Annotated in this window: 22 protein-coding genes; 18 read left to right on the top strand and 4 right to left on the bottom strand. The window is 43.1% G+C overall.

Annotated features, from left to right (window positions below):
- Position 1: 1 nt before the first annotated feature.
- The 3 genes from asrB to NSA57_RS10800 form a co-directional block, all read right to left on the bottom strand.
- The gene (gene asrB, locus NSA57_RS10810) at positions 2 to 796 is read right to left on the bottom strand and encodes an anaerobic sulfite reductase subunit AsrB (RefSeq protein ID WP_257464837.1); all 795 of its coding nucleotides are present in this window, start codon (positions 794 to 796) and stop codon (positions 2 to 4) included.
- Entirely contained in the window at positions 793 to 1,809 is a 1,017-nt protein-coding gene (asrA, locus tag NSA57_RS10805) for an anaerobic sulfite reductase subunit AsrA (protein WP_257464836.1), read from the bottom strand. Before asrA ends, asrB begins: the two co-directional genes overlap by 4 nt.
- A gap of 145 nt (positions 1,810 to 1,954) precedes the next feature.
- Positions 1,955 to 2,614, bottom strand: coding sequence for a Crp/Fnr family transcriptional regulator (locus NSA57_RS10800; RefSeq protein WP_156354603.1), 660 nt, complete (start codon positions 2,612 to 2,614; stop codon positions 1,955 to 1,957).
- A gap of 134 nt (positions 2,615 to 2,748) precedes the next feature.
- Here NSA57_RS10800 and NSA57_RS10795 point away from each other — a divergent pair, with 134 nt between their 5' ends.
- The 7 genes from NSA57_RS10795 (at position 2,749) to NSA57_RS10765 (ending at position 7,979) form a co-directional block, all read left to right on the top strand.
- Positions 2,749 to 3,252: an HD domain-containing protein gene (locus NSA57_RS10795; RefSeq protein WP_178709392.1), complete on the top strand. Its 504-nt coding sequence runs from the start codon at positions 2,749 to 2,751 to the stop codon at positions 3,250 to 3,252.
- 9 nt (positions 3,253 to 3,261) lie between these two features.
- The gene (locus NSA57_RS10790; RefSeq protein ID WP_257464835.1) at positions 3,262 to 3,765 is read left to right on the top strand and encodes an HD domain-containing protein; all 504 of its coding nucleotides are present in this window, start codon (positions 3,262 to 3,264) and stop codon (positions 3,763 to 3,765) included.
- Positions 3,766 to 3,777: 12 nt separating this feature from the next.
- Positions 3,778 to 4,617 (top strand): pyridoxamine kinase, encoded by an 840-nt coding sequence (locus NSA57_RS10785; RefSeq protein WP_257464834.1) that lies wholly within the window; start codon positions 3,778 to 3,780, stop codon positions 4,615 to 4,617.
- Positions 4,604 to 4,873 carry a TIGR04076 family protein gene (locus tag NSA57_RS10780; RefSeq protein WP_022068465.1) on the top strand — a complete coding sequence of 90 codons (270 nt, stop codon included), beginning with the start codon at positions 4,604 to 4,606 and terminating at the stop codon, positions 4,871 to 4,873. Before NSA57_RS10785 ends, NSA57_RS10780 begins: the two co-directional genes overlap by 14 nt.
- A gap of 1 nt (position 4,874) precedes the next feature.
- Positions 4,875 to 6,050, top strand: coding sequence for an aspartate aminotransferase family protein (locus tag NSA57_RS10775; protein ID WP_257464833.1), 1,176 nt, complete (start codon positions 4,875 to 4,877; stop codon positions 6,048 to 6,050).
- Positions 6,044 to 7,474, top strand: coding sequence for a recombinase family protein (locus tag NSA57_RS10770; RefSeq protein WP_330671329.1), 1,431 nt, complete (start codon positions 6,044 to 6,046; stop codon positions 7,472 to 7,474). The genes NSA57_RS10775 and NSA57_RS10770 overlap by 7 nt, the downstream gene beginning before the upstream one ends.
- Positions 7,475 to 7,688: 214 nt before the next feature.
- Positions 7,689 to 7,979, top strand: a complete 291-nt coding sequence (locus NSA57_RS10765) for a 23S rRNA methyltransferase (RefSeq protein WP_179979146.1) — start codon at positions 7,689 to 7,691, stop codon at positions 7,977 to 7,979.
- Positions 7,980 to 8,154: 175 nt separating this feature from the next.
- Here NSA57_RS10765 and NSA57_RS10760 read toward each other — a convergent pair whose 3' ends face one another.
- Entirely contained in the window at positions 8,155 to 9,474 is a 1,320-nt protein-coding gene (locus tag NSA57_RS10760) for a hemolysin family protein (protein WP_138270500.1), read from the bottom strand.
- A gap of 552 nt (positions 9,475 to 10,026) precedes the next feature.
- On the opposite strand from NSA57_RS10760, the gene larB reads away from it, so the two are divergent.
- The 11 genes from larB to NSA57_RS10705 all read left to right on the top strand — a co-directional run bounded on the left by larB (position 10,027) and on the right by NSA57_RS10705 (position 22,380).
- Positions 10,027 to 10,776, top strand: coding sequence for a nickel pincer cofactor biosynthesis protein LarB (gene larB, locus NSA57_RS10755; protein WP_257464832.1), 750 nt, complete (start codon positions 10,027 to 10,029; stop codon positions 10,774 to 10,776).
- Between the two features lie 11 nt (positions 10,777 to 10,787).
- Complete coding sequence (gene larC, locus NSA57_RS10750; RefSeq protein ID WP_257464831.1) at positions 10,788 to 12,290, top strand: nickel pincer cofactor biosynthesis protein LarC; 1,503 nt, start codon at positions 10,788 to 10,790, stop codon at positions 12,288 to 12,290.
- On the top strand, positions 12,287 to 13,141 hold the full coding sequence (locus tag NSA57_RS10745; protein WP_257464830.1) for a patatin-like phospholipase family protein: 855 nt from the start codon (positions 12,287 to 12,289) through the stop codon (positions 13,139 to 13,141). The genes larC and NSA57_RS10745 overlap by 4 nt, the downstream gene beginning before the upstream one ends.
- A 34-nt stretch (positions 13,142 to 13,175) precedes the next feature.
- Positions 13,176 to 14,558, top strand: coding sequence for an alanine/glycine:cation symporter family protein (locus NSA57_RS10740; protein WP_022068474.1), 1,383 nt, complete (start codon positions 13,176 to 13,178; stop codon positions 14,556 to 14,558).
- Positions 14,559 to 14,579: 21 nt separating this feature from the next.
- Complete coding sequence (gene tsaA, locus NSA57_RS10735) at positions 14,580 to 15,311, top strand: tRNA (N6-threonylcarbamoyladenosine(37)-N6)-methyltransferase TrmO (protein WP_257464829.1); 732 nt, start codon at positions 14,580 to 14,582, stop codon at positions 15,309 to 15,311.
- Between the two features lie 94 nt (positions 15,312 to 15,405).
- On the top strand, positions 15,406 to 15,687 hold the full coding sequence (locus tag NSA57_RS10730; protein WP_022068476.1) for a DUF2325 domain-containing protein: 282 nt from the start codon (positions 15,406 to 15,408) through the stop codon (positions 15,685 to 15,687).
- Between the two features lie 309 nt (positions 15,688 to 15,996).
- Entirely contained in the window at positions 15,997 to 17,316 is a 1,320-nt protein-coding gene (locus NSA57_RS10725) for an aspartate kinase (protein ID WP_022068477.1), read from the top strand.
- A 130-nt stretch (positions 17,317 to 17,446) separates the two neighbouring features.
- Positions 17,447 to 18,775 carry a putative DNA modification/repair radical SAM protein gene (locus tag NSA57_RS10720; RefSeq protein WP_147599930.1) on the top strand — a complete coding sequence of 443 codons (1,329 nt, stop codon included), beginning with the start codon at positions 17,447 to 17,449 and terminating at the stop codon, positions 18,773 to 18,775.
- Positions 18,765 to 19,535 carry a TIGR03915 family putative DNA repair protein gene (locus NSA57_RS10715; RefSeq protein ID WP_257464828.1) on the top strand — a complete coding sequence of 257 codons (771 nt, stop codon included), beginning with the start codon at positions 18,765 to 18,767 and terminating at the stop codon, positions 19,533 to 19,535. The genes NSA57_RS10720 and NSA57_RS10715 overlap by 11 nt, the downstream gene beginning before the upstream one ends.
- A gap of 145 nt (positions 19,536 to 19,680) precedes the next feature.
- On the top strand, positions 19,681 to 19,908 hold the full coding sequence (locus NSA57_RS10710) for an HPr family phosphocarrier protein (RefSeq protein ID WP_022068480.1): 228 nt from the start codon (positions 19,681 to 19,683) through the stop codon (positions 19,906 to 19,908).
- Between the two features lie 108 nt (positions 19,909 to 20,016).
- Positions 20,017 to 22,380 (top strand): ATP-dependent DNA helicase, encoded by a 2,364-nt coding sequence (locus tag NSA57_RS10705; protein ID WP_257464827.1) that lies wholly within the window; start codon positions 20,017 to 20,019, stop codon positions 22,378 to 22,380.
- Positions 22,381 to 22,499: the final 119 nt, after the last annotated feature.

The following is a 22,499-nucleotide window of genomic DNA, read 5'->3' as shown; positions in this document are numbered from 1 at the left end:
CTTAATCTACTAAAAATTTCCCTTTGGTATAGTTAAATACTGGACCGTCCAGGCAAACATAGGTGTCCCCAATCTTACAGTGACCGCACTTGCCCAGACCGCAGCACATTTTCCGTTCCTGAGAAATCCAGACATTTTCTTCTGGAAGTCCAATATCCAGTAATCCCTGCACGGAAAAGCGCATCATGGCAGGAGGCCCTACTACAACAGCCACTGTGTTCTGCACATTATCCAGTTTGATTTGAGGGATGTACTGAGTAACAAGGCCCACATGACAGGCAACATCCTCTTCTGCACAATCTACCGTAAGGATGATGTCCATGTTTTTTTTCCAGAGCTTCAGATCGTTGCGGAAAAGAATGTCATGCGACGTTTTGAAGCCTACAATCAGAGTCATATGCCCCCGCTGCTCTGGATGATTGAAAAAGTAATCCACCACTCCTCGAACAGGCGATAGACCAGTTCCGCCAGCCATGACGATGATGTCCTTACCTGCATAGTCTGATACATCGAATCCATTCCCATAGGGACCACGCAGCAAAAGAGTATCACCCACATAATGTTCAAAAACTTCATTGGTAACCTTGCCCACTCGACGAATGGTTAGATCTACGAAGTTGTCTCCAATACCACTGACTGATATAGGAGCTTCTCCATATTTAGGAATCGACACTTCAAAAAACTGTCCCGGCTTAACATCTCCTTGAAACTCCATACGGAACGTATACTCAATTTTTGTGTGCCGAATTACTTCCAAAATTTTGGATGGGAAAGGAATATAATCATTTTTCATCATTGTTCAGTCACCTCCGTCATAGCACTCTGCAATTTGTTGATGCAACCTGAAAATGAGATATACTCCGGACAGATATCGTCGCATCGTCCGCAACCCACACACATGTGATAGCCATTGCGTTGTTTGTAGTCCAGTACCTTGTGCAGTAGCTTGAACCGCATCCGTTCTCCGTTTTTTTTCCGATAACTGCCGCCACCGGCCACATCGGTAAAGCCATCTACCATACAGGAGGCCCAGATACGACGGCGCTCTCCAACCTTGCCATTCTCACTATAAAAGAGATCCTGCATAGTAAAGCAGGTACAGGTAGGACAGACAAAATTGCAACGTCCACAGTTGATGCAGCGGCTATTGTATTCCTCCCACATAGTACTTTTGGCCACCTCTGCGGTCAGATTTTCAGGGACTTGAACTGTAACTTGGTTTTCAGTGACATGAGCAGGGATGACTTCCTGCTGTTCACATCCAGCTTGTACTAACTGTTTCACCCATGCCTCATCCTTACAGTCCACCAGATAGGTGCCGTCAGGCTGGCGGTCGATGCTCATATCATATTTAGTGCTTACATTGGTTCCCATACTGACGCAGAAGCAATTTTCAAAGGAATGTTCACAGCCCATCAGCACAATCTTAATGTTATCCCGCAGATGCTGATAGTAATAATCTGCTGGACTGTTGTGTAGGTACATATCGTCCAGCCGCTTAAGAGCATATAGGTCGCAGCTACGCAAGAAAATGACTGCGCCTTTTTGGGGAAAATCGGCTTCTTTGGTTTGCCCTTCCGTAAAGAAGAACAGGGTTTGAGAAACGGGTGTCAGCACTTCCTTGAAGGAATAATCAGATTTTTTGTCGAACACGATTTCGTCAGCATGTTCAATTTTTCCATAACGGATACAATCTGTATCAGAAAAGCGTCCGCCGCCAGAAAAGTTGCGGGGAGCATAGATATGGTAATTTGTTTGCCATGTCTGAAATAATACATTCAGTTGCATATCAGTAATATGAAAGCCCATATATTTTCCTCCTTATACTTAAATAACTACATGATGACTATAAGGAGTGTAACACAAACAAAGAAGAATCCATGTTGCGTGTGCAACATGGATTCTTCTTTGTTTGATGCTGTAGATTATTTAATGGGGAGCTTGTAGTATTCAATTATAACAGTTGGAATGTGTTTTTTTCATAAGAAATCAGTCCATCCTTTTGCATATAAGATAGTTCTCGAGTTAACGCGCTGCGGTCGGCACATAGATATTTAGCCAATTCAAGTCGACTTAAGGGGATGGTAAATTGCCTGCTATCTTGATCAAGGGCTTGTTGCTGTAAATATGTAAGAATTTTTTCTCGTAGAGTTTTTTTCGAGATTACTTCAATTTTGTGCATCAGCTGAACATTTTTGTCTCCTATCAGTTGAACCATATTTTCAATCAACCGATGATGAAAGGTACAGCTCATTTTACATGAGTGAATAATTTTATGGAAAGGTAAAAATAGAACTGTACAGGGTGCAGCTGCGAAAAAACTAACATGTGCATTTAAATGGCTTCCACAAGAAAAAGATTCCCCAAAAAGCTCACCATCTTTCATTGCTACAAGGAGTGTCTGGTAGCCTTCTGAATCTTCCTTAACCATATGGACGATGCCAGACAATATAATGCCAACACTTCGAACCTCATTACTTTCCAAAAGGATAATTTCATCTTTTTGATAATTTTTTTGGAAGCTTCCCAAACAATTCAACATGGCTGGAAGATCCTCTTCACAAATACCATTGAAGATTGGGAGCGAAGCAAGTTGTTTGAAATTAAGTTGCATATTGTCTCTCCTTTCTTCTGAGATAAAGTATAGCATTTTGTGGTAGGTGTTGCAAGCGCAACACAGAACTGATGAAAAATGCTTTATTCTTATAAAGAGATATAAAAATTTTTCAAGAAAGGATACTTGTCAACGTGATTAATAATGAAACCCATCTTTTATACAGTGTATTGTGCTATGAAGAAGGACATTGTAGACGTACGCAACATATCCTTAAGGTTTATGCATTAGCCAAGCTGTTTGGTGAGCAAGAAAAAATCTCTGTTGAAGATCAGCAAATTTTGCAAGCAGCAGCCATTTTACATGATGTAGCAATTAAATATTGCAAAGAACATTATAACGGGGATGCTAGTCAGAACAACCAGAAACAGGTGGTATCTATCCTTGTGACTCGCTTTTTAGAATCGGCCAATTATCTTCCGTCGTATGTTCCGAAAATCATTGAACTGGTGAATTGCCATCATGATTATGACAAGCCCAAAAATAAACTATTGCAACTTTTGATGGAAGCCGATTTAATTGTAAACTGCTATGAAAACCGGCCAGATCATAAAAAAGCAGAGTATATAAAGAAAATTTTTCAAACAGATGGAGGAAAGGAATTGCTGGCACTTTGTTTGAAAAAAGAAATGGAATAGGAGGGTATTATGTATCAGGAAAATATAATTGATATGTTAATGCAGAAGATGATTCGTTTTAATCAGAATGATCCACAACGCATTCATCATTTGATAAAAGTTCACAGTTTTGCACAGATGATTGGTCGTATGGAACAGTTGGATGGGCATAGTCAGTTTTTGACCGAATGCGCCGCATTGGTTCATGATATTGGTATTCGGCCGGCAGAAGAAAAGTATGGGATGTCCAATGGGAGATTACAGGAGCAAGAAGGTCCTTTTTATGCCCGCAAAATGTTGGGAGAGCTGGGATTTGAGGAAGCAGACATCAATCGAATCTGCTATTTAGTAGGACACCATCATACCTACGTAGATATAGAGGGTATTGACTATCAGATTCTTGTGGAAGCAGATTTTTTGGTAAATTTTTATGAAGATAATCTGGGAAAAAATATAATAGAAACCACATTACAGAAGATTTTTCAAACAGAGTCAGGAAAAACACTGTGCAGACTTTGTTATTTCGGTCACTGAGGAAATATGGCTATGGCAGATAAAAAGCAAACTCAAATTTTATTGATCAATGATATGGCAGGTTATGGCAAGGTCGCCTTATCTGTCATGATTCCTGTTTTGTCTCACTTGAGATTTGAAACTTTCAATTTGCCTACTGCACTTGTTTCCAACACTCTGGATTATGGTCAGTTTGATATTCTGGATACAACAGAATATATGGAAAATACGCTTCTGGTATGGAAGAAACTAATGTTTTCTTTCGATGCAATCTGTACTGGATTTATTGTGTCGGAAAGGCAGTCATCTCTTGTATATGAATACTGTAAGGAACAACAAAAATCAGGTACTTCGATTTTTGTTGATCCAATTATGGGAGATGACGGAAAACGATACAATGGTGTAACAAATCAAGTAGTCACTTACATGAAACGGTTGTGTTCTATTGCAGATGTGATTGTCCCCAATATTACGGAGGCGTGCTTTTTATCCGAATACACAGTTAAACACACTTACTCTGAACCGGAAATTGAAGTAATCGCAAATCGACTACATACGCTTGGTGCCAAATCCGTTGTGATTACAAGCGCAAATATCAATGGAAGAATGTTTACTGTTGTAAAAAGTTCTCCGAAAAATTCGTGTATCTTGCTTCCTTATGAAGAAATACCGGTGCGTTTTCCAGGTACAGGGGATATTTTTATGGCGATTGTAGTAGGGCATTATTTAAAATTAGGTCAGATTTTGGAGAGCGTACAAAGTACAATGAGACAACTCGAAAAAATTATTTATGCTAATCTACATGATACTGACAAATACAAGGGAATTCCCATTGAACAATTTTTGGAGGAAATTAACGATGAAAAAGCCTAAAATTAAAATCAGTTTAATAGATCAAAAGGGGCACATGGGGTGCCATCGTGGTCATCGAATTGGAGATACCTTTGACTTTGATACCGAAAGAGGCGCTCTCTGCCCAATGGCCATGCACGTGGCTTTCCCTTACATTGACATTCTGCGGTATGGGGGAAAACTCCCCAGCCAACCAGATGGCTCCATTGTATTCTGCTGTCCAGATGTGGATGTAATCAATGTATTTAAAATTGAAGTAGAGGAGGAAAAGAACTGAAATGAATCCTTATATCAAACAAGCAAATCAGCAGTTTGTTCCTGTATATAATCGTTATCCCATTGTATGGGATCATGGCGAAGGTATGTACCTTTATGATACAGAGGGAAAACGGTATTTGGATTTCGGGTCTGGAATCGGTGTGTGTGCTTTGGGATATCACGATCCGAATTACACATGTACACTGCAAGAACAGATGGAGAAGCTGCTACACACCTCTAATCTTTTTTATAATGTTCCTGCGATTGAAGCTGCAAAGCTGTTCAATCAGGCATCTGGCATGGAGCAGGTGTTTTTCACCAATTCTGGAACGGAAGCAATCGAAGGTGCGGTTAAAATTGCTAAGAAATATCATTTTTTGAAGCATAATAATCATAATGGAGAGATCATTGCCATGAAAAAATCCTTTCACGGCAGATCTATGGGGGCGTTATCCATAACAGGGAAAGCAACCTATCAGGAACCTTTTGCTCCTATGCTTGCTCATGTTAAATTTGCCGATTTCAATGATCTGGACAGCGTTAAACGCCTGATTACAAAAAATACCTGTGCAATTTTTATGGAAACAGTACAAGGTGAGAGCGGAATTTATCCTACCACTGAGTACTTTATCAAAGGAGTCCGAAAGCTTTGCGATGAGAACAAAATTTTGATGGTTTTGGATGAGATTCAATGTGGTATGGGCAGAAGCGGAAATATGTTTGCGTATCAGCTGTACGACGTTGCTCCCGACATTGTGGTTTCGGCAAAGGCTTTGGGATGCGGAATTCCGGTAGGTGCAATTGGAACCAGAGGGGCAGCAACCGGTGTATTGTGTGCAGGAGATCATGGCACAACTTACGGCTCCAATCCTCTGGCCGCTGCAGCCGTTACTGCTGTATTCCAGCTTTATCAACAGTATAACATATTGGCGAATGTTAGGGCTATGACGACCTATTTAGATAAGGCATTGTCCGAATTGGCCGCTCAAAAAGTTGTGATCAAAGAGGTGCGCGGACTGGGGCTTATGAAAGGAATTGAACTGTCTGTACCTGCCGCATACTATATAAATGCTTTACAAGAAGCGGGAATTATCGTAATTCCTTCAGGTTCACATGTGATTCGCCTGTTGCCTCCTTTGATTTTAGAGAAAGAGCATATTGATGCGTTACTGTATGTGCTTAAGAAAATATTATAACTAGAGTACATGCAAGGCAGATAACCTACTATCAGGCGATGATTGAAAAGAGAGAAGGTTGGATATTGGCCGGTGTTTACGCTGATGAAGGCACAAGCGGCACGGTAAAGAAAAAGCGAGACGGTTTTTTGCGATTGTTACAGGACTGCGAAGCCGGTAAAATAGATCTGCTCCTTACCAAATCCATCAGTCGTTTCGCGAGAAACACCGTGGATCTTCTTACAACAATACGGAATTTGAAAAGCAAAAATATTGCGGTGTATTTTGAAAAAGAAAATATCAATACGCTGGAAAGCACCGGTGAAATTCTTATCACGATACTGAGCAGTCAGGCGCAGGAGGAAAGTCGGAATATCAGCGAAAATATTCGCTGGAGTTTGAGAAGCAAGTATGAAAAAGGCGAACCCACTATTAACTACAACCACTTTATGGGATATACAAAAGGTCCGGACGGAAAACTGCAGCCTGTTCCGGAGGAAGCGGCGGTTGTTCAAGAAATTTTCCGACTGTACCTAATCGGCTGCAGTGGTGTTCAGATTAAAAAATATCTGGAACAACATCAAAGAAGAACCGTAATGGGTAAAACCGTATGGCAACCAACCGTTATCGATAAAATGATTTCCAATGAGAAATACATTGGTGCCGCATTGATGCAAAAAACCTACACAACAGATTTTTTGACAAAGCAAAGGGTAAGAAATAATGGGACACTTCCCAAATACTTTGTGGAGGACAATCATCCGGCGATTATTTCAAAAGAAGTATTCTACGGGGTCCAAGAACAAAGATTGTGGCGCAGTTATGTTAAGAGACAATTGAAAGGAAAAGTCACTCAATATGCACTCACAGGAAAACTGTTATGCTATGATTGCGGGAGTACCTATATGCGGGTAACAAGAAGAGTTGCCGGGAACAGAGATATTGTATGGAAATGTGGCAGCTATATAAAAAATGCCGGTCGAGTGTGTCGAACAGGATACACGATTTCAGAGAAGGCGCTGCATACGGAAGTATGGAACGCATACGCTGTCATGAAGCAAGCTCTCCCCGTTCCTGACCATCCGGACATAAAAGAGCAAAGAAGCATTGCACAACAGATGCTGAATCATAAAAAGGCAATCGAAAAGGCACTCCATGAAAATGTGCAGGGATTTTGGGCAAAGGAGAATTTGATGGAATATTACGCAAGAGAAATGAATGCGTACTATGAATTGGCGGAAAAGCTATGTCAATTACTTTTGAAAAATAATACAGATAAGTGGATTGCTTCTCGATTCAGGCCAATCAAAGGATATTCAAAATATAAGAAATACGAAGATGAACTGGTAAGCCTGTATGTAGATCGCATTTGGGCAATCACATCAAATGAAATTGTGGTATTATTTAAGAATGGAAGTATGGTAAGACGGATGTGGTATTACTAAGACTAAAATTCTTGCAGATTTATCTTCAAGAGTTTTATTGTTAGCAATACGTCATTGTAGAGCTGGCTGACACAGTGTAGAGTATTACAGAGAACTTTGTTTTGAAAAGGCGAATTAAAGAACTGGCAGGACAAAACAGCTTCCCGCCAAGAGGAAAATCTGCTTTTCGGTTACTGGGTTCAGAAACTCCACACATGTGGAGACGTGCGTTTTATTGTCCAAGCTAAAGTCAACACCGCATATTGAGGTTGAAATCAATCTTGATGAAATGGATTTATCAAGGGCAGAGAGTAAGGCTACCTATGAAGAGATTAAAGAGTATGTATTGAAAAATTACGGAATGAATGTAACAAACCTATACATAGCACAGGTAAAAAGAAAATATGGAATTATTGAAAGAATCAATTATAATCTGGGGGAAGGAAAAACAAGAGTGCCACAAGTTACCGCAGAAAAGGAAGAAGCTATAGAAGATGCACTAAGGCATTTTCAAATGATTTCATAAATTCTAAATTTTGAGCCTTGCCATAAAAAAATGAGATACTCTGTATTTTTTACAGGGTATCTCATTTTTTAGGGCTATCGTTAAAAATACTGATTTCTACGGAAGATTCGTATTTTAAGATTTAAGTGAAAAATCGATATTAACCGATAGCCCCCTTTTTTCCATTATAAATTATTTAATTTTCCTCATCTGATTCTTTTTTAGTTTCCGGCAGTTCTACAACAGCCTCTGCGATTTTATGCTTGGCAACGGATTTTACATGGATGATCATGCCGTTGCTTTCACAGGTAAACTGGCTGCCGTCCTCCGGAATACTGTCAATAATACTGTAGATAAAACCATTAAAGGTGTCATAGTCGCCCTCCGGAAGAGTAAGGTGAAGGGTATCAGCCACATCATCCATTTCCACATCGCCCCGGACCAGCCATGAATTTGGAGAAATCTGCTGTATTTTTTCCGGATTCTCCTCGTTTTCTTCATAAATATCGCCTACCAGCTCTTCAATCAGGTCGTGGAGAGTAGCGATACCGGACATTTCGCCATATTCATCAAGAAGAACTGCAAAGTAATTCCGGGACTGCTTCATGTGATCAAAAAGCTTTGCTGCTTTCATGCTTTCCGGAATGAAATAAGCAGGCTTTACGGCTTTTGTCAGAATGTTTTCTCTGGTGCGTTCATCCAGACAGAAATAGGCTTTGGTATCCAGGATACCGATGATATTTTCTTTGGTTTCCTGACAGACCGGATAGTAGCTGTGGCGATTCTGATAAATGATATTTTTCCATTCATCAAGAGAATCCTCTGTGTCCAGGACAATTACATCCGTACGGTGTGTGCAGACCTGTTCCGCAGTAATATCATGAAAATCAAAAATATTCTGGATAAATTCGTTTTCCTGTGTATCAATGACACCCTGGGCATTTCCCTCCATAAGCATCATCTGGATTTCTTCCTTTGTTACCTGTTCGTCATCTTCGGCAGGATTGATGCCCATAAGCTTCAGGATCAGGTTGGTAGATCCTGTCAGCAGAGACACCAGAGGCGAAAAGACCTTGGAGACTCCATAAAGGGTAGGGGCAAGTCCAAGGGAAAGAGCCTCGGAGTTTTTCATGGCAATCCGTTTCGGTACCAGTTCGCCGAATACAATGCTGATATAGGAAAGAACAATGGTAATGATAATAACCGCAATAGAGTTCAGGGTTGCTCTGGGAACCGGAACACCCACAGAGATCAGGGCATCTACGATCACACCTGCAAAGTTGTCAGATGCAAACGCACTGTTGAGAAATCCGGACAGAGTTATGGCAACCTGAATGGTGGCAAGAAATCGGGCCGGCTGTTCTGTAAGGAGAGAAAGCTTTTTTGCCCGTTTGTTGCCGTCATCTACCAGATGCCTGAGTTTGGCTTCATTCATGGAGATAACGGCGATTTCCGCGCTGGCGAAAACTGCATTCAAAAATGTAAAAACAATAATGAGTATAACAGATCCTATCATGATTAAATTTTAATTCCCTTCTGTAAGTTAATAAGTAAATCTGCCTGCAGGCAGTATAAAATGACAAAAAGGTATAGCCTGTAAGCATGCTCACAAGCTATACCTCTATATATACATAATGACAATGCGGGAATCCGTAATATTTGTAGTATGATTTTCATCGGAATTGTCTTCCACGCAAAATTCACATCCTTTCTGTTTATTAATGAGAAAGATAGCATATTTCAGGTAAACTGTCAAGAAATAAGTTGCTGTCTGCGCTGCCTTTTGCCTGCGGAAACAACAGTCTGAGGAATATAAAAAACTATTTAATTTGGAAGGGAAATATGCTATAGTTATTTCTGTAATACTGTACCGGGGTGAAGCCGGAGTTATTCGGGAAACGAAGATAACAGGGAGAATGCCGGAAGTAGGTGCGTGGCACTAGCCGGGCGGCTTTCCTGTTTTTATTTTGCAGCAAAATCAGGCACTGTTTATTCAGAAACAGGCTTTTTAAAAGACGGGATTTACAGAAACTGACAGGGATAAAGCGGGAGTTAAGGTGAGATAAAAATGGAAGCAAGAGAGGTACTGACAAAATTTAAACAAAATGAGATTACGCTGGAGGAGGCAGAGCATTATTTTCGAAAGCAGCCTTTTGAGGAAATGGATTATGCGAAGCTGGATTCTCACAGAGAGATTCGAAGCGGATTTCCGGAGGTGATTTTCTGCAGCGGAAAGGCAGACGTTCATTTTACGCAAATATTTAAAAAACTGTATGAGGAAAACGGTGAGGTTTTTGGAACAAGAGCGTCCAGGCATCAGTATGAACTGGTAAAGGAACTGTTTCCTCAGACGGAATATGATGAAATCTCACATATCATCAAGATAGAAAAAGAAAAAAAGGAACACGTGGGAAAGATTGCAGTATGTACTGCCGGAACCGCTGATATTCCGGTGGCTGAAGAAGCTGCCCAGACTGCAGAATATTTTGGCTCAGAAGTAGAAAGGATCTATGATGTAGGAGTCAGCGGGATCCACAGACTTTTTTCCAGACTTGATGTGATCCAGGAGGCAAACTGTGTGATTGCTGTTGCCGGTATGGAAGGCGCCCTTGCCAGCGTGCTGGGAGGACTGGTAGATAAACCGGTGATCGCAGTTCCTACTTCTGTAGGCTACGGAGCAAGTATGCATGGACTTTCAGCCCTTCTGACAATGATCAATTCCTGCGCCAATGGAATTGCAGTGGTCAATATTGATAATGGCTATGGGGCTGGCTATATAGCAACGCAGATCAACAGACTTGGTTTCAGAGAAAAATAAAGGAGAGATTTATGGGAAGGACATTATATCTGGAATGTTATTCCGGAATCAGCGGGGATATGACGGTTGCAGCGCTTCTTGACCTGGGAGCAGATCAGAAGGTGCTGGAAAAAGCGCTTTCCAGTATCCGGGCTGACGGATTTCGTACAGAGATCACCCGGGTGAAAAAGTCCGGGCTGGATGCCTGTGATTTTTCTGTGATATTGGATAAAAACCATGAGAATCATGACCATGATATGGAATATCTTCATGGTCACAGCATAGAGCAGGCTCATCATGTCCATACAGAAGAGCATACACATGTACATGACTGTACAGAGACAGCTAACGGACATTTTTGCACAGAAGAATCTGATTATGGGAAGGGACATGCTCACACAGAAGAACCGGGTCATGAGGAGGAACCTTTTTATACAGAAGAACCGGATCGTGGAATGGAAGATTTGCATACGGAAAAAACAGCCCACGGGCACAGAAGTTTCCATACCGGGGAATCAGGACATGACCATGGGCATATTCATGAACACAGAGGAATGAAAGAAATCCGCGAGATTCTTCTGAATTCAGAGATGACAGACCGGGCAAAGGAGACTGCGCTTCATATTTTTCAGATTCTGGCAAAGGCAGAGGCAAAAGCTCACGGAGTATCAGAGGAACAGGTGCATTTTCATGAGGTAGGAGCAGTGGATTCCATAGTGGATATTGCAGCGGCAGCAGTGTGCCTGGATGATCTGGACATTACGGAAGTGATCGTGCCAAAGCTCTGTGAGGGAACAGGCTTTGTACGCTGTCAGCACGGAACACTTCCGGTGCCGGTGCCTGCAGTTGTGAATATTGTGCAGCAGAACCGGCTTACTTTAAAGATCACGGACATTGAGGGGGAACTGGTAACGCCTACCGGGGCAGCTATTGTGGCAGCCATAAAAACATCAGACTGTCTTCCGGAAAAATTCACAGTGGATAAAACCGGAATCGGGGCAGGCAAACGGAAATATGCATGTCCGGGAATTTTAAGGGCAATGCTGATCACTCCGGAAAAGAAAAAAGAGGATCAGGTGCAGAAGGATGTGATCTGGAAACTGGAAACAAATGTGGACGACTGTACCGGAGAGGAACTTGGAAACGTAATGAATCTTCTTTTTGGAGCGGGAGCCAGAGACGTGTATTATATGCCGGCTTATATGAAAAAAAACCGCCCGGCATGGATTCTGTCAGTGATCTGTGCAGAACAGGACATTTTTGCTCTGGAAGAAATTCTTTTCCGACAGACCACTACCATTGGTATTCGGAGAAGCCGGATGGAACGTTCAGTTCTAAAAAGAGAGATTCAAAAGCTTTCCATGCCTGAGGCAGTGGTGACAGTAAAAATCTGCACACTTCCGGACGGAAGCAGAAGATGTTATCCGGAATATGAAAGTGCGGCAGCTTTTGCAACAGAAAATCATATAAGCTACAGAGAAGCATGGGAACGGATCAGGGATTACTGGATAAGAGAAAGGCGAGGCGTCAGATGAAAACAGGACTTGTTTTGGAAGGCGGAGCAATGAGGGGGATTTATACGGCAGGGGTTCTGGATGTGTTTCTGGAAAATCAGATTCATTTCGACGGAGTGATCGGAGTTTCTGCAGGGGCGCTCCATGGCTGTTCCTTTGTGTCAGGCCAGAAGGGAAGAAGTATCCGGTATTATAAAAAATACAGGAATGACAAACATTTTATGAGTCTGTGGAGTCTGGTACACACAGGGGAAGTCGTGGGAAAACAGTTCTGTTATCATGAGATTCCGGAGCGTCTGGATCCTTATGATTATGAAGCTTTTTTTAAATCGGATACAGCGTTTTATGCAGTGTGCACCAATCTGGAAACCGGAAAGGCAGAATATATCAGAATTACAGATATGCTGAATCAGGTAGATGTGATGAGGGCTTCGGCATCCATGCCCTATGTATCACGGATTGTTGACTGGGAAGGCAGAAAGCTTCTGGACGGGGGCTGTACAGACAGTATTCCGGTCAGCCAGTTCCAGAGAATGGGGTATAAAAGGAATGTGGTGGTACTTACCAGAGAAGAAGGTTTTGTAAAAGAGCCGGAAATGGTAAAACTGGCAGAAATTTATTATCACCGATATCCCAGATTTGTGGACGCCCTGAAGAACAGGCATAAGGTATATAATCAGACCCTGGAAGATATCCGCGCTATGGAAAAATCCGGAGAGGCTTTTGTGATCCGGCCTAGCCGAAGACTGACCGTGGGAAGGATGGAAAGTGATCTGGAAAAAATTCAGGAGGTATATGAACTGGGAAAAAAAGATGCCAAAAGGAATCTCAGTGCACTGAAAGCATGGATGCAGCAGGAAGGGCAGATATAAAAGAAAGGCGTTAAAAAAGAAAAAGGAGATTTTTATGTTTGATACGATAGTAAATGTGATCAATCAGATCGACAAGATGGTTTGGGGATGGTGGATGATCCTTCTGCTTCTTGGAACTCATATTTTTATGACAGTACGGACAGGATTTATACAGAGGAAGATTGGAAAGGCAATCAGACTGTCTGTGACAAAAGATCCGGACGCAGAAGGAGAGGTCAGTCAGTTCGGCGCTCTGACCACCGCACTGGCGTCTACCATTGGCACAGGAAATATTATCGGTGTGGGAACCGCTGTGGCTCTGGGAGGACCCGGTGCTGTTTTCTGGTGCTGGATCACCGGTGTTTTTGGGATAGCAACCAAATACAGTGAATCTCTGATCGCAGTGAAATATCGTGTGAAGACAAAGGACGGAAGAATGCAGGGGGGAGCCATGTATGCTCTGGAACGCGGATTGAACATGAAGTGGCTGGGAATGATCTTTGCGTTTCTGGCAGGCTTCGCTTCTTTTGGAATCGGCTGCGCCACACAGGTAAATGCCATTGCCACTGTCTGTGAGGAAAATCTGCATATTGCTCCGGCGCTGGTGGGAATCGTAGTCGCAGCTTTGACAGCGCTGGTTATTTTCGGGGGAATCCGCTCCATTGCAAATGTATGTGAAAAACTGGTTCCTTTTATGGCAGCTTTTTATATCCTGGGCTGTGTGATCATTCTGGGACTGAATTTTGATTTTATCATTCCGGCAATCAAAACCATCTGCAGGCTTGCCTTTACTCCGGGAGCTGCTGCAGGAGGACTGGTTGGAAGAGGGATCATGATGGCAATGCAGTATGGAATCGCCAGAGGACTTTTTTCCAATGAATCAGGCCTTGGCTCCGCGCCTATTGCCGCCGCAGCAGCGCAGACAAGAAACCCGGTGCGCCAGGCTCTTGTATCCAGCACAGGAACCTTCTGGGATACAGTTGTAGTCTGTCTGATGACAGGTCTGGTCCTTGTGACCAGTATTATGAAAAATCCGTCCATTGATATGTCAAATATTACGGACGGAGGAATCCTTACCACTTTGGCATTTCAGCAGATTCCGGTACTGGGCCCCTTTATCCTGGTTGTGGGAATTATTTCCTTTGCGTATTCAACCGTTCTCGGGTGGGCCTATTACGGAGAGAGGTGTGTGGAATATTTTGCCGGAAAAGCGGGACTGATTCCATACAGAGTGGTTTATATTATTGTTGCGGCAGTGGCCCCGGTAGTTTCACTGAATCTGGTATGGACAGTTGCGGATATTCTGAATGCGCTTATGGCAATTCCCAACCTGGTGGCGGTACTTCTTTTATCCAATGTAATTGTAAAAGAAACAAAAAAATACATAAATGATCTTGATAAAAAAGATGATACTCCGGTAGAAGTGATTGACCGGTAAAATTTTGTAGGAGGGGAAATAATGTCTGAAATAATGCCAAAATCTGAACACAGTCTGCAGATCATTGCGCGGATCCACAATGACTTTCCGGAAAAATTTGGTGTTCCTCATCAGAGCGGATGGCTGAAAAAGCAGAAGGCTCAGATTATTTTTGAGCCGGAATACAGGAGGCCGGAAGCCTTCCGCGGAATTGAGGAGTATGATTATATCTGGCTGATCTGGCAGTTTTCAGAGGCAGTGGAAAAAGGCTGGTCCTCTACAGTACGTCCTCCCAGACTGGGAGGAAATGTGCGGAAAGGTGTTTTTGCCACCAGATCCCCCTTTCGCCCAAATCATCTGGGGCTGTCCTGCGTCCGGCTTGAAAAGGTGGAGCAGCATCCAAGACTGGGAATCATACTTCATGTATCGGGCGCAGACCTTATGGACGGCACTCCTGTTTTTGATATTAAACCGTACCTTCCTTATGTGGAAAGTCATCCCGGCGCAGCGGGAGGATTTACCGATCAGATTGAAAGGAGCAGACTTGCCGTAGAGTTTCCGGAGGAGCTTCTGGAGAAAATTCCAGAGGAACAGAGAGCGGCTCTTACAGAGGTTCTGGAAAACGATCCCAGACCGGGCTATCAGGAGGATCCCAACAGGATCTATGGGCTTTCTTATGGAAGCAAAAATATAAAATTTCATGTAAAAGAAAGGGTTCTGACAGTCTGTGAGGTGACAGAGTATAAAAAAGAACAAAAATCTTTTGACAAATAAAAAATCCTGTGATAAGATGTTTACAACGAGTTAGCAAGTGCTAACTCAAATTTTTAACTTTAAGTTAGTTATAAATAACAAAGGAGAGCGGGATATGAGTGTTGTGATTGTGGGCGGTAATGAGCGTATGGTATGTCAGTATGAAAATATCTGCAAAGGATATGGATGTAAGGCAAAAGTTTTTGCAAAAGAAAAAGGTACTATGAAAAAGAAAATCGGAGCGCCGGATCTTCTGATTCTTTTTACAAACACAGTATCTCACAAAATGGTCAACTGTGCGGTGGAAGAGGCAAAGAGAAAATCTATCCCCGTATGCAGATGCCATACCAGCAGTGCGTCTGCGCTGGAAAATATCATGAAGGAATATTGCGCGTAAACGGAGGCTGTTCCTTACGTTTGAGGCAACCTGACCGAAATGCATTCCGGATCATTTTCGGTGGTGTCATTTTGCCCTGTATGTTTCGGGATTCTGGGATTTTTATGCCGAGACGCCTTGCAGGATCATTACATGTAAACAGTGACGGGCGGTAATGCAGCTATACTTGAGTATATCATTATATTTTCGATAAAATCAAAGAAATACTTGCAAAAATCTTCCTTTTTCAATAAAATAAAAGTCAGATTTTCTATTATGCTGCGTTTTTTGGATACAGCTATTAAATGAAGAAGGGTGAGAGGAAGTATTATGAAAAAAGTGGTAAAATTCGGAGGAAGTTCTCTGGCAAATGCAGAGCAGTTCCGTAAAGTCGGAGACATTATCCGCAGTGAGGAAGGCAGACGTTATGTGGTACCGTCTGCGCCCGGAAAAAGATTTTCCGGTGATACAAAGGTAACAGACCTTCTGTATGCATGTTATGACAGAGCTGCCCAGGGGAAAGAGTTCGGCGGAATCTTTCAGGAGATCAAAGAGCGCTATTATGAGATCATCAGAGGTCTTGATCTTAAGCTTTCCCTGGAGGAAGAGTTTGCTCAGATAGAAGCAGATTTCAGAGCGCAGGCAGGCACAGACTACGCAGCTTCCAGAGGTGAGTTTTTAAACGGAAAAATTATGGCAGCGTATCTTGGATATGAGTTTGTTGACGCTGCATCTGTGATCCGTTTTGATAAAAACGGCAACTTTGACGGGGAGAAAACAGACCGTCTTCTTGGCAAACGTCTTTCTAAATGTGAGCGCGCAGTGATTCCGGGATTTTATGGGGCAAAGGAAGACGGAACCGTTCAGACATTTTCCAGAGGAGGGTCTGATGTGACCGGTTCTCTGGTGGCAAGAGCAGTCCATGCGGATATTTATGAGAACTGGACAGATGTTTCCGGTTTCCTGGTAACAGATCCCAGGATTGTGGAGAATCCGGCTGTAATCGAAACGATTACTTACAGAGAGCTTCGCGAACTTTCCTATATGGGCGCGACAGTACTTCATGAGGAAGCCATTTTCCCTGTAAGGAAAGAGGGGATTCCCATCAATATCAGAAATACAAACCGTCCTCAGGACAAGGGAACCTTTATTGTGGAAAGCACCTGCCGCAAGCCAAGATATGTGATCACAGGAATTGCAGGCAAAAAAGGGTTCTGTTCTATTAACATCGAAAAATCCATGATGAACAGCGAGGTAGGCTTCGGAAGAAAGATCCTTCAGGTTTTTGAAGATCAGGGAATTAATTTTGAACATGTTCCCTCCGGAATTGATACCATGACAGTTTATGTGCATCAGGATGAATTTGAAGAGAAGGAGCAGCAGGTGATCGCAGGCATTCACAGAGCCGTACAGCCTGACTTTGTGGAAATGGAATCAGACCTTGCTCTGATCGCTGTCGTGGGACGGGGAATGAAATCTCAGAGGGGAACTGCAGGCCGAGTATTTGCAGCCCTGGCTCATGCTCACGTAAACGTAAAAATGATCGATCAGGGATCCAGTGAGCTGAATATTATCATAGGCGTTGAGAACCGCGATTTTGAGACTGCTGTAAAAGCGATCTATGATATCTTTGTGGAAACACAGCTTTAAAATGAAATAATTATGTAATAAAAAATTCCAGATTTGTTCTGGAATTTTTTTAGTTCATCCCGTTTTATTGGATTGACACAAACGTCTGTTTGGATTAAAATAATCACAAACAAATGTTAGGGAGGCCCATATGGTTATTCAGGAGTCAATGACAGTAATGGAAAAGCTGGGAATACTGGCAGATGCAGCGAAATATGATGTTGCCTGTACCTCCAGCGGAACTGCAAGAAAAGGGGACGGGACAGGGATCGGAAACAGCATTTCAGCAGGCATCTGCCACAGCTTTGCAGGAGACGGAAGGTGCATCAGCCTTCTGAAAGTCCTTTATACCAACGAGTGTGTATTTGACTGTAAATACTGCGTGAACCGCGCTTCCAATGATGTGGTGCGGGCAAGCTTTACCCCGGAAGAAATCAGCAGGCTCACCATAGAATTTTACAGAAGAAATTATATTGAAGGTCTGTTTTTAAGCTCCGGAGTAAAGGGTTCTCCGGATGCTACCATGGAAGAGCTGATTCGCTCTGTGGAAATTTTAAGGAAACAATATCATTTTCAGGGGTATATTCACCTGAAAGCAATTCCGGGGGCTTCACCGGAGCTGATCCAAAAAGCAGGTTATCTGGCGGACCGTATGAGTGTGAACCTGGAACTTCCTACTGCAGAGGGACTGAAAAAGCTGGCTCCCCATAAAAGCAGGACTACGATTCTCCGTCCCATGAAACAGATCCGGAACAGAAGGGAAGAAAACAGACAGGAGCTGGTGCTTTACCGGCATGCTCCGGAATTTGTGCCTGCCGGGCAGAGCACTCAGATGATCGTAGGGGCAGCAGGAGAAAGTGACTACCAGATCGTCTCTGTGGCAGAGGCGCTGTACAGGCAGTTTTCTCTGAAGCGTGTATTTTATTCTGCTTTTGTATCTGTGAATGAAGATAAAGATCTTCCTGTTCTTCCACAGGGGCCGCCGCTTTTAAGAGAACACCGGCTGTATCAGGCAGACTGGCTCCTCAGGTTTTATGGCTTCCGGGCAGAAGAGCTTTTGTCAGAAAAGCATCCGAACTTTAATCTGTTCCTGGATCCCAAATGCGACTGGGCCATCAGTCATCTGGAATGTTTTCCTGTGGAGATCAACCGGGCAGATTACCGGACGCTTCTCCGGGTTCCCGGAATCGGCGAGAAATCTGCCAGAAGGATTCTGGGAGCAAGGAGATATCATACGCTGGATTTTTCTGATTTGAAAAAGATCGGAGTGGTGCTGAAGAGGGCAGTATATTTTATTACCTGCAATGGAAGGCAGATGTATCCGGTAAAGCTGGATGAGGATTATATAGTAAGAAATATTCTGGAAACAGGAACCGGAAAATATCCTGCAGATACGGGGATTACCTACAGACAGCTGTCGCTGTTTGACGCAGATCTGGCTGTTCCGGGAATGGAAGGGGTGAGCGTTTGTGGAATATAAAAAGAAAATGCTGATCTGTGACGATACGATGGAAGGAATCTTTACGGCTGTTTATGACGGCTGGCGCTGGGGAAACAGAGGATTTTCCGTGGGGATTGCTGTCAGAGAGCCGGATTATCCGGAGCTTTTTACGGAAAACCTGGAGATCATCTCAGATTCCGTCAAGGCATTTAAGGTTGCCAGAACGATAAAAAACAGGCTTGGCGGACAGGTTTATGAAGCAGTGTGCTATGCTGCGGCATCTGTTCATCCGGAAAAGGGAACGGCAATTTTTTATTTGCTTCGCAGAGCGCTGGAAAAGGGAAGGATTGATACGCGGGTACTGGAAGCTCTGGCAGATCCGGCGGTGAGTCTTGTCTCTTCACTTCAGGTCAAGGTATGGCATGAGATTCACAGATTTTATGGATTTGTACGGTTCCGTGAGATTGGCAGCGGAGTACTTTTTTCGGAAATCCAGCCGGAAAATGACATCCTGGAACTTCTGGCGCCCCATTTTTCAGATCGTTTTCCAAATGAAAACTGGATGATCTATGACAAAAAAAGGCAGAAGGTTCTGGCTCATGAGCATGGCGGAGAATGTACGGTTTATATACAGGCAGTATTAAATACACAAGAGACGGATCCGGTGCAGTCAGATGAGTATGAGAATCTCTGGAAGGCCTTCTGCAGCCATATTACCATACCGGAAAGGAAAAATCCCGGTCTTCAGAGGCAGTTTGTTCCATTAAAATTTCGTTCAAATATGCCGGAATTCAGCTAGAAAAAGTACCTGAAAAATAATAAAACACATGAAAAAATTGTATAATAAGTCGAAAAATATGAAGAAAATTTGAAGTCTGTTGACAAATACTTTACAGAGTGACAAAATATCGCCTAGTGCAGAAAACATTAGGAGGATGAGACAAATGAAAGAACATCAGATTATGTTAAATGCCACAGAGGATGTAAAGGAATTCGTTAATGCGGCAAGTAAATGTGATTTTGACATTGATATTTCATATAACAGGATTATAATTGACGCAAAATCCCTTCTGGGAATTCTCAGTATGGATCTGACCAGAAAGCTCACTGTCAGATGCTATGGGGAAAACACTCATTTCAATGAAGTCATTGCAAAATTTGCAGTTGCATAAACGATTACAAGTGTCAAAGGCGCATAACCTGGAAACAGGTATGCGCCTTTTCAGAAGTGGAAGAACTTATATTTATTAATGGGAGATTTTGGGGGAAGTAGAAAAATAATGGAAAAGAAAGTAGTCCGCATTTCTGTCCGTAATCTTGTGGAATTTATTCTGCGAAGCGGAGATCTGGACAGCGGAAGCGGCGTACAGGATAAGGAGGCAATGCAGAAGGGCAGCCGTATCCACCGCAAAATTCAAAAGCAGATGGGAAGCAGCTACCGGCCTGAGGTTTCTCTGAAGCAGGACACGGAATATGAGGATCTGATCCTTCGGGTAGAGGGAAGAGCGGACGGTATTTTTACAGAAGAAGAAACCGTGTGTATTGATGAGATCAAAGGCGTTTACAAAAAACTGGAGCATCTGGAAAGCCCTGTGGAGGTTCACAGGGCTCAGGCCATGTGTTATGCCTGGATCTATATGCTTCAGAACGATCTGGAAAAAATAGACGTTCAGATGACGTATGCCCATCTGGATACAGAAGAAATCCGACGGTTCCGGGAATTTTTTTCCAGAGAAGAGCTGGAAGCCTGGTATCAGAAACTTACAGGAGAATATCATAAATGGGTATCCTTCAGGCTGAAATGGCAGGAAAAAAGAAACGCCTCCATGAAAAATCTGGAATTCCCCTTTCCTTACCGCAAAGGCCAGAGAGAAATGGTTGCCGGCGTTTATCATGCTGTTTCCAGCAAAAAACAGATTTTTGTACAGGCGCCTACAGGAGTGGGAAAAACCATGTCCTCTGTATTTCCTTCTGTGCGGGCAATTGGAGAGGGAAAAGGGGAGCTGCTCTTTTATCTTACGGCAAAAACTATTACCAGAACCGTTGCTCAGGATGCCTTTGAGATTCTGAGGACAAAAGGCCTTCTTTTTCAGACGGTGACCATCACTGCAAAGGAAAAGCTGTGTTTTTGCGAAAAAACCGAGTGTACGCCTGAGAAATGTCCCTGGGCAAAAGGTCATTTTGACAGAGTGAATGATGCGGTTTATGAACTGTGGACTGCCGAACAGTCCTTCAGCCGCGAAAAGATCCTGGAACAGGCAGAAAAGTGGAAGGTGTGCCCTTTTGAGATGTGCCTGGATCTCAGCTCCTGGGTGGATGGGGTCATCTGCGACTATAATTATGTGTTTGACCCCAATGTAAAACTGAAACGTTTTTTTGGAGACGGAGTATCCGGAGACTATATTTTTCTTATTGATGAAGCTCATAATCTGGCAGAGCGGGGCAGGGAAATGTACAGCGCCTGTCTTGCCAGAGAAGATGTTATGGAAATCAGGAAGTATATAAAACCCTACAGTCCGCGGCTTTACCGGGCTTTGGGACGGGCTGCCAGACAGCTTCTTGAAATAAAAAAAGAGGGAGAAACAGAAAGAATCCTGGAAAGCACAGGCACCCTGCCCCTGACTCTGCTTCAGGCTCAGGGAGAAATGGACAGGCTGCTGGAAGAGCCGCCTTCTCAGGAGGTTGTGGACAGAATCCTTGATTTTTACTTTCAGGTGCGGGATTTCCTGAATATCTCAGAGCTTGTGGATGAGAATTATGAGATCTATACCTCAGAGGAAGAAGACGGAAAATTCAGGATACGGCTTTTCTGTGTAAATCCTGCTTCAAACCTTCAGGAATGTCTGAACAAAGGAAAAAGTACAGTGTTTTTTTCAGCCACCCTGCTTCCCATGCAATATTACAGGAAGCTTCTCAGTACAAGAGAAGATGACTATGGCATTTATGTACGCTCTCCTTTTGATCCAGAGAAACGGTGTATTCTTACCTGTGTGGATGTAAGCAGCCGATATACCAGAAGAGGCTATGAGGAATACCGCAGGATCGCAGAATATATTGCAAGGATGGCCTGGCAGAAAAAAGGCAATTACATGGTATTCTTTCCTTCTTATAAGCTTCTTGAGGATGTAAAGCAGGTGTATGAACAGGAATTTGCAGCAGACTGGGTAACATGTGTGTGCCAGACCCCGTCCATGAATGAGAGAGACAGGGAGGAATTTCTGGAAGAATTTAAAGAACAGGGAGAAACCACGCTTGTAGGCTTTTGTATTATGGGAGGGATTTTTTCAGAGGGGATCGACCTTATGGGAGACCGCCTGATCGGGGCAGCCATTGTGGGCACAGGCCTTCCTCAGGTAAATACAGAGAGGGAGGTTTTAAAAAAGCATTATGACAGGCTGGGAGAAAATGGTTTTGATTATGCGTACCGTTTTCCCGGCATGAATAAGGTGCTGCAGGCAGCCGGCAGAGTGATACGCACAAAGGAGGATGTAGGCTGCATCCTTCTTATGGACGAAAGATTCAGAAGTACCGAGTACCGCATCCTTTTTCCGGAAGAATGGAACGATATGCATATCTGCAGAATGGGGAATGTGGAAAGCATATTAAAAGACTTCTGGAAACGTAATGTGCTTGACATCCAATGAGATTCAGGTATACTGTAAAAAATGCAGCGGTAAAATACTGCTGATTGGGATAAGTATGGAATACCCCGGTAAATTCTGGGAGAAAGGAACGTCTGATCCTGAAAATCTGATCAGACCAT

The organism is Blautia caecimuris (genome assembly GCF_024622975.1).
Lineage (GTDB): Bacteria > Bacillota > Clostridia > Lachnospirales > Lachnospiraceae > Blautia_A > Blautia_A caecimuris.
This window is presented reverse-complemented; position numbering and strand designations above follow the sequence as displayed.